A 12,998-nucleotide genomic window follows, 5' to 3' on the forward strand; every position below is an offset into this window, starting at 1 on the left:
AATGGATTTATTAAGTAAACTGGGCATTGCCTCCATCAACCCTGGTGCGTTCAGCGGCCAGGGTTGGCGCAGTGAGATGCAAGGGGGGCGTTTGGCCTCCTATTGCCCGGCAACCGGTGAAAAACTCGCTGAAGTGGCGACCTGCACCCTGGCTGATTATGAAACAGTACTGGAACGTGCCGAGAAGGCCGCTTTGGCCTGGCGTCAGGTGCCGGCGCCCAAGCGCGGTGAGATTATCCGTCAGATGGGCGAGGCGCTTCGCGAGCACAAAGACTGGCTGGGGAGCCTGGTATCGCTTGAAATGGGTAAATCCAAACAGGAAGGCGATGGCGAAGTTCAGGAAATGATTGATATCGCCGATTTTGCCGTGGGACAATCCCGTATGCTCTACGGCAATACCATGCACTCCGAACGCCCGAATCACCGCATGTATGAGCAGTGGCATCCCTATGGCATCGTCGGAGTTATTTCGGCATTTAATTTTCCGGTGGCGGTGTGGTCATGGAATGCCTTTATTGCAGCCATCTGCGGCAATGTCACCCTATGGAAGCCCTCTGCTAAAACGCCTCTGTGTGCCATTGCTGTGCAGCATGTCTGCAATAAAGTATTGCAGGCTAACCATTGCCCTGAAATTTTCTCACTGGTCATCCCTGATTCACATGACGTCACTGAGCGCCTGGTTGATGATGCACGCATTCCGCTCATTTCATTTACCGGTTCTACGGCAGTAGGCAAACAAGTGGCTGCCAAAGTCGCTGGTCGCTTGGGTAAAACCATTCTGGAACTGGGGGGTAACAATGCCATCATTCTGGATGAATCGGCTGACCTCAATCTGGCCATTCCGGGTATTGTTTTTGGTGCGGTGGGAACTGCAGGACAACGTTGTACCAGCACACGGCGTTTGTTTGTTCATCAGAATCTTTATAAAGATGTTGTCAAACGTCTTCAGCATGCCTATGAGCAAATTACTATCGGTGATCCATTAGACAGCAAAAACCTCATGGGCCCCCTGATTGATGAGCAAGCGGTCAATCAATTCAAATCAGCCGTTTCCCGCATTAAGCATGCCGGAGGTCAGATTGTTTTTGGCGGCGAAGTGTTGAATAAAGCCGGTTACTTTGTCCAGCCTACTCTGGTGACCGACATCAAGAACGACTGGGATATCGTACAGGAAGAGACCTTTGCCCCGATTCTTTATGTCATGCCGTTCTCAACCCTGGACGAGGCCATCGCATTGCAAAACGGTGTACCGCAGGGGCTTTCTTCTGCTATCTTTACTCAGAACCTCAAAAATGCTGAACGCTTCTTAAGTGCCAAAGGCAGCGATTGCGGCATTGCCAATGTCAATATTGGGACATCCGGCGCTGAAATCGGCGGGGCATTTGGCGGTGAGAAAGAAACCGGTGGCGGGCGTGAGTCCGGTTCCGATTCCTGGAAAGCCTACATGCGCCGTCAGACCAATACCATTAATTGGGGGGATGACTTACCTTTGGCCCAAGGGATACGGTTTAATCTGTCTTAGACTTCAGGTCAACTGCACCGGCATTAAAAAGCCGGTGCATCGCTAATCCATAAACCGACACATGAGGATAGGAATCATGCAGGGACATTTTTTCATTAAAAAAATTGCTGTTTTGGGTGCAGGCGTTATGGGAGCGCAAATTGCGGCTCACTGTGTCAATGCGGGAATAGAAACCCTGCTGTTTGATCTGGCGCCTCAGGAAGGCGGTAAAAACAGCATTGTCGAGAAATCCATCGCCAATCTTGCCAAACTTAAACCAACACCGCTGGCTACACCTCAAACGGCTTCCCTGCTGGAAGCGAAAAACTATGAAGAAAACCTGGCTGATCTGGGTGAGTGTGATTTAATCATCGAAGCCATCGCTGAACGTATGGATTGGAAAGCGGATCTCTATAAACGGATTACCCCTTTTTTAAACGAAAAAACCATTCTGGTAAGTAATACCTCAGGCTTAAGCATCAATGCCCTGGCTGATGTGTTGCCGGAAAATTACCGTCACCGTTTTTGCGGCGTTCATTTTTTTAACCCGCCCCGTTACATGCATTTGGCTGAACTCATCCCTGCGTCTGCAACCAGCCCGCAATTATTAAATGATCTCGAAACCTGGCTGACCAGCAAATTGGGCAAAGGGGTGGTCATTGCAAAAGACACACCCAATTTTATTGCCAATCGCATTGGTGTGTTTTCTTTACTGGCTACGCTTCATCATGCCGAGGCGATGGGAATGGGCCTTGATGAGGTGGATGCGCTGACTGGCGCGCTGGTCGGAAGACCCAAATCCGCTACTTTCAGGACAATGGACGTGGTCGGTCTCGACACCATGGCGCATGTTGTGCGTACGATGGACGAGCAATTAGGCAACGATCCCTGGCATGCCTGCTTTAAATTACCCGATTGGTTAACCCAACTCATAAAAGAGGGGCATCTGGGGCAGAAAACCGGTCAGGGTATTTACCGAAAAAACGGTAAAACCATTGAAGTGTATGATGTTGCCAGCAAGCATTATCGCGTGGCCGGCGGTGAAGTCAGCGATGAAGTCAAGGCCATTATGAAAACCCCGGATGCAAGGCAACGCATGAGCGCATTAATGGCTTCGAAAGAGAAGCAGGCGCAATTTTTAAGTGCCTGTTTCCGTGATCTGTTCCATTATTGCGCTTACCATCTGGCGGGCGTCGCAGACACAGCCCGTGATGTGGATTTAGCCATTCGTTGGGGCTTTGGTTGGCAATCGGGTCCGTTTGAGACATGGCAAAGCGCCGGTGTCGCTGAGGTGCTGTCCTTCATTCAAGAGGGCATCCGTTCGCACCAGTCACTCAGTACGGCTGCATTACCGCAGTGGTTAAATGAAGAGACGCAATTTTACACAGCAGTGGGCGCCTTTTCACCGCAGTCAGGGCAATATAAAAAACCAAGTTCCTTACCGGTTTACCAACGGCAGTATTTTAAAGACACGGTGATTTTTGAAAAATCGCAGGAGCCTTTGCAAGTTATTTATGAAAATGGCGGCGTGACAATGGCCCATTTGAAAGACGATGTCGCCATGCTTTCATTTAAAAGTAAAGCCAATACCATTGGTCAGGATGTTCTGGATGGATTGCAGGAAGCCATTGCCAGAGCAGAAAAACAGTGTCGCGGCTTAATTATTTATCAAAACGACGTCAACAACTTCAGTTCCGGTGCTGATCTGCGTGGCGTGGCTAATCTGATTCAGACCAACCGCATGGATGCCCTGGATAAAATGGTGCATCAATTCCAGCAAACGGCCATGCAATTAAAGTATTGCAGTATTCCGACCATTGCCGCGCTGAGGGGACGCGCCCTGGGTGGTGGTTGTGAGTTAATGATGCATTGTGATGCCGTCATTGCTGCCTTTGAATCTTATCCCGGTCTGGTGGAAGTCGGTGTGGGTCTGATTCCAGCCGGTGGTGGATGTAAAGAAATGGCTCTGCGTGCAGCAAAACAAGCGGGTGATGCGGATTTGCTGTTATTTATCCAGCCTTATTTCCAGCAGATTGCAACCGCTTTTGTCGCTGGTTCAGCCCCCGAAGCGTTACAGCGCGGTTACCTGAAAGCCAAGGACAGCTGGGTTATGCATCACAATGAAGTGTTGTATGCGGCCCTGGCCAAAATCAATGAAATGCAGGCCCTGAATTATCAACCCCCGCTCAAGTCATTAATCAAGGTCGCTGGCCGTGAAGGGCATGCCCGTTTGCGAGCGGGATTGGTGAATTGGCTGGAGGGTGGTTTTATTTCTCAGCATGATTATTTCCTGGCGGACAAACTGGCTGAAGTCATTTGCGGCGGTGATGTGGACGAGGGGACTCTGGTTGATGAAACCTGGCTGCTGAACAGAGAAAGAGAAGCCTTTTTAGCGCTCGCTGCCACACCCTTAACTCAGGCGAGGATTGCCCATCTCTTAGAAACTGGCAAACCATTACGCAATTAAACAAGGAAATTCATCATGACGAATGTTTACATTGTTGACGCAGTAAGAACCCCGGTTGGTAAAGCGCCCCGAGGTGTTTTTAAACACACGTTGCCAGACGATTTATTAGCTCATGTGATCCGTGCGGTTAAAACAAAAAACGAAGGATTGGATTGGCAGGCCGTAGGGGATGTGGTTATCGGTTGCGCCATGCCTGAAGCTGAGCAGGGTATGAATGTCGCACGCATCGCGTCTCTGCTGGCTGGTATGCCGCAATCGGTGCCGGCGATGACCATCAACCGCTTTTGTTCCTCTGGGGTGCAGAGCATCGCCACAGCAGCGGCTTCCATCCAGCAGGGAGCCATGGATCTTGCTCTGGCCGGTGGGGTGGAAAGCATGTCCATGGTGCCGTTGGGAGGGAATAAATACACCGCCAATCCAGCAATTTTTACCAATGAACAGGTCGCTATTGCCTATGGTATGGGCATTACAGCTGAAAACGTGGCTAAGCGTTGGGAGATAACCCGTGAACAGCAGGATGAATTTGCAGCCGAAAGCCACAAACGGGCAATCGCCGCTCAGGAACGCGGTGATTTTAATGCGGAAATCGTTCCGTTTGAAATCACTGACAGAACAGTGGATTTAGCCTCTTCCCACGTGCAAGAAAAAAAGCGGGTTATCCGCCAGGATGAAGGGCCGCGTGCCGACACCTCGTATGAGGCCATTGCCCGACTTAAACCCGTGTTTGCAGTCAAAGGCACCGTAACGGCCGGAAACAGTTCACAAACCAGCGATGGTGCGGGGATTGCTTTGCTGGCCAGTGAAAAGGCGGTGCAGCAATTTAATTTAAAACCAATGGGCCGACTGATGAGTTATGCCGTGGCGGGTGTGGCGCCTGAAATCATGGGAATTGGTCCCATTAACGCAGTCCCTCTGGCTTTGCAGAAAGCGGGCATTACGCTGGATCAACTCGATTGGATCGAGTTGAATGAAGCGTTTGCCGCCCAGGCTCTGGCCGTTATTAAAACCCTGGGGTTGCCGCGTGAAAAAGTCAATCCGCTGGGTGGTGCGATTGCGTTAGGTCATCCTCTGGGAGCCACGGGCGCTATCCGTACGGCGACCCTGTTGCACGGTCTTCAGCGTACTAAAGGCAAATACGGCATGGTCACCATGTGCATTGGTACCGGCATGGGTGCTGCCGCTATTTTTGAAGCGCTCTAATACCCCTTGCACAGGCACTTGGAAAAAGTGCCTGTGATCTTCTTGGTGTAAAATTCGTCTAGGTAAGTATTACAACAGCGTACTAAAGGGTTTTCCTTCGTTCCCTTCTTAACTGCCTTTATTTGATTTACCACAGGCATAATCTACTCTTAATTATAGGAATCTGTTTTACTTGGAGATCGCATGAGGAAAGTCCTTCTTGCAGCCCTTCTCGCCGTCAACACCGCTTTTGCTGATGACATTATTGGTTTTTCTGCTTACGAAAATGGTGATTACAGTACCGCTTATCCTCATTTGGTTCAATCAGCGGGAGAGGGAAATGATGAAGCCATGTATCTCCTCGGACGCATGTATCAATACGGCTATGGTGTTAATCAGGATGATCAAAAAGCGGGTGAATGGTATCGAAAAGCAGCTGAAAAAAACAATGCACTGGCGCAGTTAAGTCTCGGTTATCTGTATGATACCGGGCGGGGTTTTAACCGGGATTATGCGGAAGCTTTTAAGTGGTACATGAAGGCTGCCGAGCAGGGAAACTCCATTGCTCAACGCAATGTCGGCCTGATGTATGCAACCGGTGATGGTGTCAAAGCGGATGAAAGCAACGCGTTCATCTGGTTTAAAAAATCATCTGAGCAGGGCTATTCCAAAGCGCAAGTGAACCTTGCTTACCAGTACCTCATGGGACTTGGCACTAAGAAGGACGTGGAAAAGGCCATGTATTGGTATGACAAAGCCGCTCAGCAGGGCGATGCCAAAGGGGAATACAGCCTGGGTTTGCTCTACACCGGTAAATACGATGTGACGCCCAATCAGAATGCAGCGACTTACTGGTTTGCCAGAGCCGCCAACCAGGGGCACCGCAATGCGCAGGCTTACCTGGCATTTCAATATTTAAATGGGTTGGGTGTGGAAGCCAATCCGAAAAAAGCCGCTTACTGGTATGAAGCCTCAGCGGAACAGGGTCATCCTCAGGCACAGGCTGAGCTTGGCCAGTTACTGCTCACCGGGGTGGGCGTGGATAAAGATTATCAACAAGCCGCCTACTGGTTTGGCAAAGCCGCCAACCAGGGTAATTCGTTTGCTCAAGGGAAACTGGGGTACATGTACTTAGCCGGTCTGGGTGTCAATCAGGATGATGTCAAAGCCTATGCGTGGTTAAAATTGGCGGCCAATAACAAAAATGAGCAGGCGGCTAAAGAATTGGCTCGTCTTGAACCCAAATTAAGCGCAGAACAAAAAGCATCGGCAGAAAAAATTTACGGTGAATTAAAGAGTAAAAAGCCCGTGTATGAAGGGGAAGAGCCTGAATAATCACAGGCTCTTGATTCATTATTCCATGGAATTAATAGGGGCCGTTGCGGTTACGGTTGTCGAAATCACCGGAGCGGGTTGAAAAAACGTGAGAGAGGACGGTTGCATGGCCTTGACCAGGGCAAACAGTTCCTCTTTAAATGCAACTGGCATTTTACTGACCAAAGGAAGCCAGCGTCTGTCAGTCAGGGAAATCAACTTCTGAGCTTCCAGGCCATCGCGGACCGCCTGATAAACCATGTTTTCCAGGTAGCAAACACCCAATGCGTCATAGCCTTCTTTCTTGGCTAACTCCTGAATGAGGGATTGGCAGCCGAGGAGCATTTTATCGATGTCATTTCGTTTGACCGGATCAGCGATTCTGGCAACGATTAAATCTCGGGCGTCGTCAATCCTCATAAAACTGTACTCAAGACCCAATTCATTTTTGTAGGTTTGGCTCTGCTCGTCAAAATAAGACGCTATTTTTTCCCCGCGAACATAAAAGCCGGCGGCCTGGCATAATTTGGCAACGGCAGGCGACTCGGTGAATAATTCCAGCTTTTTGACCCGTCCTTCCTGAAGGAGTGCGGCGAGAATGGAGCGTAAAGCAGCGGCTGCAGCTGCTTCATCGTTCGATGTGGGTAACTGAATGCTTAAAAAGCCAATGTGCCGAATGACGGAGTCATCCGGATCAAAATCGACTGTCAGAACAGGTGCATTGTCAACACAGGCAGTGAATTGATTCTGGTTTCGTTGAATGCTCACCGGGTACAGGTCCTTGCCCTGCAAAAGCGGGGGCTGCTCGTCAAATTGCAAGCTGGGTATTCCTGGGGCCTGTTTTGCCAGATTTTCATCGATGAGTTGATAAACGTAGCGCTCGATTAAGTAGAAATGCCCGCCATTAGTCTTCCGCGCGAGCCAGTCCGGGAAAATCGCTTCCTGAGAAAAGGTTTTATCCGCCAGATGGAAGGCATTGAAATTGCCGCCGCTTTGAGTTAGCTGAATGCGTTTAATACAGCCTTTTTCCTTGACAATGTTTAAGAATTCAGCATAAAAAAGTTTGGCGTACCCTTTGCCCTGTGAGTCTTTATCAACGCCCATGGAGCAGTATTCGGCTGTATGACGATGAGGACCCTGGCCGAATTTAATGCGCCTTACGGCCATTACTTTTTCTTTGCCTTCGACGGTATCCACCAGAACATAAATGTCGCTGGCTTGCGACATCCGTTCGTAATGGGCCTTAAATTCTTCCTTGCCCTGTTTTGTAAACGACATCCATTGGATAACATGATCCTGCATCCAAATCGACCAAATGGCTTCGTAATCGTGAGGAGTGGCTTTGCGAATTAAGGGGTAGGTCATGTTCTTACAGAGAGCTAATCAACATAGCCAACAGTTTACACGAAAACAACTAACTGATCAATATTAGATCATATTGGTTGTTTATTAATACGTTTGTCGCGGTGTATGGCCATTAAAGCGTAGAAGGGAGTCAGGCAGAACAATAACCCAATACCATAAAAAATAACGTCCTGTCCTGAGCCTAAAAGAGCAAACAGAACATAAATACAGGCCAGCACGCTGATAACCATCAAATTGACGGTACGATGGCGATGAGTGGGGGATTTAAATTGTCTAAACGCGATCATGGCGGCCACGGTCGTATAAAGATAAGGAACTAAAATACATAAATTCGATAAGGTCACCAGCAGGGTAAACTGGGCTGTCAGCAAGCTTGAGTAATTCATTCCCAATAACACTGTCATGATTAAAGCAGAAAGACTTATGGCCCAATGAGGGGTGTTAAACCGGGATAATCGCGTTAAAAACGAAGGCAGCAGGCCATCTCTGGCGGTGGCCATGGCCGCCTGACTGGTGATAAAGAGAAAGCCAATGATTGTGCAAAGGCAGGCGATGATGGCAGCCATGGCAAAAATCAAGTTAGTCAGATCGCCAAAAATCAGACGCCCAGCCGCAGCAAACGGGGCGGGGTTGTTCACCAGGGACGCGGGTGAGAACATTCCCATCAGGGCTACGGTGCTCAATAAATAAATCAACGCGGTGATAGCGGTGCCCAGTACGGTGGCCCGATAAATGGTTACTTCGGGATTTTTGACATTTTCTGCCGGTACAGTGGCTGATTCCAAACCTCCGAATGCGAAAAAAGTTAACATCGCGGCATTGGCGAGGGCCGCGAGATTGGATTGTCCCGATACATTAAAAAATGCGAGATTCTCAGCTTTAATATGGAATAAACCGACGAAAGACACGAGAAGGATTGGAATCAATTTAATTAGAGTGGTAACCATCTGAACTATTTTGACTTCCTTGACGCCGATAATATTAATGAAAGCAACCAGCCAGATAATAACGCTGCCGACTGAAAAGGCCAGCAGATGATTCGTAGTCAGGGCTGGCCAGAAAACAGTCAAATAGGCCAGCAAAGCCACCACTGTCGCGGCGTCACCAATGATATTGCCAAGCAGATAAGCCACGCTGACCTGGTACCCGGCGAAATCGCCCAGTTCATGGCGGCAGTAAGCATAAAGCCCACCGACCAGCGGCAGACGCTGGCTCAGCTTACCGAAAATAATTGCCAGTAAAATGGAACCCAGCGCAGTGATGATCCAACCAAAGAGACCGATGCTGCCAATGGCTGCCATGGCAGTCGGCAACAGGAAAATACCGGAACCCACCATGTTACCAATCACAAGAGAGGTACTGGCAGGCAATCCCAGGATTCGCTTTTGTTCCATACTTATTTAATCAGAAGGTTTATGGTTAATTTAATCATGTTTTGACTGACGATTAAAGGTTTCACCCTGTCTATCCGGTTTTGCCGCTATTAGTGCCACCATCGGGTTCATAAATGATTTGATACAGTGAAATGCAATCTATTCTTCATTTATCCATGGCATTCGCATTAGAATAGATGGGTCTCTTTTACCAACAGAGGGTAAGTCAATGAAATCATGGATGGTGCTTTTTTGCAGTGTAATGGTGAGCCATGGGATTTGGGCTGAGGCCACTATCCCGCCAGGAAACAGTCTGAAAGAGGCGACATACATTAGTCTTGAGAGTCGTGGAGCCCAGGAAAAAAATCTGACGCTGCTGCTCAAAGCTGGCGCTCAGCGAGTGAAAAGTACCGAACCCGATACTGAAATCTGGTTTGCTCTGACGCGTGAGGGAAATCAATTCGCGCTGTTTAACGCATTCACTGACGCGACGGGACGGGCAGCTCATTTGAATGGACAGGTCATTACCGCGTTGAAGCAGAACTCTGATCGTCTGATTGAAGGCGGCTGGGAAAACGGCGTGATTAAAAACATTCAGAATTCAACCATTCTGGTCAGCAACAATGACCAGAGGGATCGTCTGGATCAAGCGCAATTGGCCAGTTACCTTACGTTCAAAGCCATCCCAGGCAAGGAGAAAGAATTAGACACACTGTTGCAGAAAGTGGTGGCCTTAATTAATCGTGTCGAACCCAATACTCTTTTTTGGGTTGCTTTAAAAAATGAAGATGACAGCTATGCCCTGTTTGCTGTTTTTTCTGACATGGATGCCTTAAACGCTCATTTTTCCGGGGTTGCGGTGACGACCATTCAGCAGAATTCGGCCCAATTCATTCAGGACGGTTGGACGCATGGGGTTATGAAAAACATTAAAAATTATGACGTGATCGCCAGCCGTTAAAGGAGAGGCCTTGCTGCAGGGTATGAAGTAACCCTATAACGTGTTCAGGCTCTCTTTAATTAACGACACGGTTATTTTCCCCTGATTGTTTTTGCTGCGCTTTAAAATGGCATAATTGATGAGACTTAAATCCTCATGGGTTACCCGGGCAACACTCATGAAGTATTGACTTTCCAACGTGACATGTTCACTGCGTATGCCTAATTTTTGCAGCAAAGGGCCTATTTTATTCATGTTTTTTATGCCCGTTTCGCCGCGTGCGTCCAGCAATTGTTGAACCTGTGCGTTAGTCAGCCCGTTACCCAACCCTTTAAGCAGCAATTGCGGGGCGGTATTGAGATTAATCGGCACAGGTTCAGGCAACGCCGAGATGAAATCAGCCAACCCCTGATACAGGTTGGCGCTTACGCCGCGCACCAGACGAAATTCGCTGGGACTCTCAAAGGGTTGATAACCTGGGAGGTAAGCTGGTTTTTGGCGGGTGTAATAGGCGAGGTATTCGTCGTTACCGCGCCCAGGTTTGTAATCCGTTATCCATTGCATGGTCGCATCCAGCAATTGTTTTCGCTGCCCGGCGCTCAATTTTAAATCGGGCTTTTCCAGTAGTTTTAAAAACAGGAGAGAATAATTTTTACTGCTTAAATTATTCAGATTAAAGCGGCTTTGCAAATCATAAAGCTCGCCAGTGATGGTAAAGGGGGGGTAAATCGCCTTCTGTTTGTCCGGGAAAGCGCGTAACGCACCAGCCGCAGTGTTTCGCGTAAAGGTGTTTTTACTATCCCGAAGTTCGCTCATGGCCCAGAATGTGACGGATTGGGAGGCTAGATAAAGTTGATCGGAAAGCAAAGTTAACCGTGTTCGGTAAATATCCAGCTGCAGGCGAGTACTCATGGCGGTTGCAGCAATCGCCACCAGGGTCATAATAAAAAGAGCCGAAATCAGGGCGCTGCCGGCTTGCTTAGGTCTCAGCATAAAGCCCCTCGGGTAAAATGAACAAAAAACTTGCCTTTCCCCAGTCGGATAAGGTCAGGGTCAATTGCACCGCTTTAGGCAGTGAGGCTGTCTTGCGTCCGGCCGGCAGGGCATTCGCCCGCCATTCGGGTAAAACCTGAAGCTGCTCATTCAAATAGGCCAATTGACATCCTACCACCTGTTGCAATAAGACTTTGTCATCATACTCTTTCCGTTTCAGGGTATCCAGAACCGGCCAGCTGCGGCGAATCAATTGCTGTTTGTCGCAAAGCAGAGCAATGCGTTTAAGGGTGCTGCGTTTATCACTGCTGTTTGGATTGGTTAATCCCCCTCGTGTCAACTCCATGTAATTACTGCGCCCAATGAACGCCGGAAGCAGACGCACTTCATTGTCACGTACAGCACGGTTGGCCACCTGTTGAATATCCCGTTCAATTAAGGTCAAGGCCAGCTGCAGGGTCATCAGGCGCTCGGCCTGGACCGTAACACGCGAACGGGTATTAAAGGCATAATACATTGCTGACGACGTGATGGTAGCAAGAATAGCGAACACCGTCAGCGCGATGAGAATTTCAAGCAGAGTGAAGGCTGCGTTTTTTTTCATGGCTGGTACTTAAAGGCGAGCAGGGGATCGGTAAACGGCCCCGCCTGGTTTTTACTGACACTGATGGTCATTTGCTGAACGGCTTTACCAAGGGCAGTCGGGGAAAGTTTAACCCGCCAATACCAGCGCTGCCCAAGGAGGCTTGTGACCTGTGTTATTTCCTGGTTGGGCGGTACCGTTAAAAGTCCAAGCTGGACCATGGCAACGCCATGCATGGCAATCCAGTGGCTTATGGTTTTTTCTTTAATGCGCTGCGTATTGGCGACATCCTGGGAAGTCGCTTTAAGCAGCGCCGTCAGGGCAATCGCAACAACCGCGAGCGCCAGCAGCACCTCGACCAGAGTAAATCCCCTGCTAATCGGTTTGTTCATCATGAGTCGCTGTTTGTCAATTGAAGTTCGCCATTGTGTTCGCCAGTCAGCACCACCAGCCTCGGCGTTTCTGCCGTACCAAAAACGAGTTCGAAAGGCGACATGTCGCCTGAGGGATTAATAACAATGTCGGGGCGGTTATCCCGGTTACGGATGGCCGCTTTCAGGCTCACAACGACATGCTTGGGGAAGGCCTGCCAGTGAAACAGGCTGTTTTTGGGCATCGGCTGCCAGCGAAGGCCCTGCTCAAAACGAAACGTCTCATAGCCGTTGCGGTTGATATTAATGCCTAAGGTGTTCACCTCAAGAATGGCCCGATGCTGGACAAGTTTCACGTAGGACGCAAAATGCTCGGCGCTGACAACCGCTTTGCGGCCCGCGCCAAAATCGCCAAAGGCAAGCAGTGTTACGCTTAAGATAATGCCGGTAATGACAATGACAACCAGGATTTCAATGAGCGTAAACCCGCGTTTATTGCGCATCCCAGTTACCTATTTCCGCATTGATGCCGGTTCCGCCCGGTTGACCTTCAGCGCCCAGGGTAAAGACATCCACATCCCCGTGTTCACCGGGATTTAAGTAAAGGTATTCGCGACCCCAGGGATCCTTGGGCACGGATTTCAAATACTGTTTCCAATCGCGGGGTGCCGGGTTACTGGTGGGTTTCTCAACCAGTGCCTGCAGGCCTTGATCCGTCGTTGGGTATACGCCGTTATCCAGTTTGTAGAGATCCAGTGCATTTTGTATGGCTAACACATCCTGTTTGGCTTTTACCACCCGGGCTTCATCGGGCCGGCTGATAATTTTAGGTACGATAATTGAAGCAAGGATACCCAGGATGACGACGACCACCATAATTTCTATCAGAGAAAAACCCTTCTGATTACGCAT

General features: G+C 49.2%; 12 protein-coding genes. 5 read left to right on the forward strand and 7 right to left on the reverse strand.

Annotated elements, in window-relative coordinates; genetic code table 11:
• Position 1: 1 nt before the first annotated feature.
• The 4 genes from amaB (at position 2) to DYE45_RS07485 (ending at position 6,482) form a co-directional block, all read left to right on the forward strand.
• The gene (amaB, locus tag DYE45_RS07470; RefSeq protein ID WP_115300695.1) at positions 2–1,522 is read left to right on the forward strand and encodes an L-piperidine-6-carboxylate dehydrogenase; all 1,521 of its coding nucleotides are present in this window, start codon (positions 2–4) and stop codon (positions 1,520–1,522) included.
• Positions 1,523–1,598: 76 nt separating this feature from the next.
• Positions 1,599–3,968: a 3-hydroxyacyl-CoA dehydrogenase/enoyl-CoA hydratase family protein gene (locus DYE45_RS07475; RefSeq protein WP_108291561.1), complete on the forward strand. Its 2,370-nt coding sequence runs from the start codon at positions 1,599–1,601 to the stop codon at positions 3,966–3,968.
• Between the two features lie 15 nt (positions 3,969–3,983).
• Positions 3,984–5,168, forward strand: a complete 1,185-nt coding sequence (locus tag DYE45_RS07480) for an acetyl-CoA C-acyltransferase (RefSeq protein WP_108291559.1) — start codon at positions 3,984–3,986, stop codon at positions 5,166–5,168.
• 183 nt (positions 5,169–5,351) lie between these two features.
• Positions 5,352–6,482, forward strand: coding sequence for an SEL1-like repeat protein (locus DYE45_RS07485; protein ID WP_108291557.1), 1,131 nt, complete (start codon positions 5,352–5,354; stop codon positions 6,480–6,482).
• An 18-nt stretch (positions 6,483–6,500) separates the two neighbouring features.
• Here DYE45_RS07485 and DYE45_RS07490 read toward each other — a convergent pair whose 3' ends face one another.
• On the reverse strand, positions 6,501–7,826 hold the full coding sequence (locus DYE45_RS07490; RefSeq protein WP_115300696.1) for a GNAT family N-acetyltransferase: 1,326 nt from the start codon (positions 7,824–7,826) through the stop codon (positions 6,501–6,503).
• 68 nt (positions 7,827–7,894) lie between these two features.
• Positions 7,895–9,220, reverse strand: coding sequence for an amino acid permease (locus DYE45_RS07495; RefSeq protein ID WP_115300697.1), 1,326 nt, complete (start codon positions 9,218–9,220; stop codon positions 7,895–7,897).
• A gap of 208 nt (positions 9,221–9,428) precedes the next feature.
• Between DYE45_RS07495 and DYE45_RS07500 the strand changes: the two genes are divergently transcribed.
• Positions 9,429–10,160 (forward strand): putative quinol monooxygenase, encoded by a 732-nt coding sequence (locus tag DYE45_RS07500; RefSeq protein ID WP_133138148.1) that lies wholly within the window; start codon positions 9,429–9,431, stop codon positions 10,158–10,160.
• Positions 10,161–10,193: 33 nt separating this feature from the next.
• Here DYE45_RS07500 and gspK read toward each other — a convergent pair whose 3' ends face one another.
• Genes gspK through lspG form a run of 5 tightly spaced genes read right to left on the reverse strand, consistent with a single transcriptional unit; the run spans position 10,194 to position 12,998 of the window.
• Positions 10,194–11,132, reverse strand: a complete 939-nt coding sequence (gene gspK, locus DYE45_RS07505) for a type II secretion system minor pseudopilin GspK (RefSeq protein WP_115300699.1) — start codon at positions 11,130–11,132, stop codon at positions 10,194–10,196.
• On the reverse strand, positions 11,119–11,736 hold the full coding sequence (gene lspJ, locus DYE45_RS07510) for a GspJ family T2SS minor pseudopilin variant LspJ (RefSeq protein WP_108291547.1): 618 nt from the start codon (positions 11,734–11,736) through the stop codon (positions 11,119–11,121). Before lspJ ends, gspK begins: the two co-directional genes overlap by 14 nt.
• Entirely contained in the window at positions 11,733–12,110 is a 378-nt protein-coding gene (gene lspI / locus DYE45_RS07515; RefSeq protein ID WP_115300700.1) for a GspI family T2SS minor pseudopilin variant LspI, read from the reverse strand. The genes lspJ and lspI overlap by 4 nt, the downstream gene beginning before the upstream one ends.
• A complete protein-coding gene (gene gspH, locus DYE45_RS07520; RefSeq protein WP_115300701.1) occupies positions 12,107–12,589 on the reverse strand; it encodes a type II secretion system minor pseudopilin GspH in 483 nt (160 codons plus the stop codon). Before gspH ends, lspI begins: the two co-directional genes overlap by 4 nt.
• Positions 12,579–12,998: a GspG family T2SS major pseudopilin variant LspG gene (gene lspG, locus DYE45_RS07525; RefSeq protein ID WP_058530155.1), complete on the reverse strand. Its 420-nt coding sequence runs from the start codon at positions 12,996–12,998 to the stop codon at positions 12,579–12,581. Before lspG ends, gspH begins: the two co-directional genes overlap by 11 nt.

This window comes from Legionella taurinensis (assembly GCF_900452865.1).
Taxonomy (GTDB): Bacteria; Pseudomonadota; Gammaproteobacteria; order Legionellales; family Legionellaceae; genus Legionella_C; species Legionella_C taurinensis.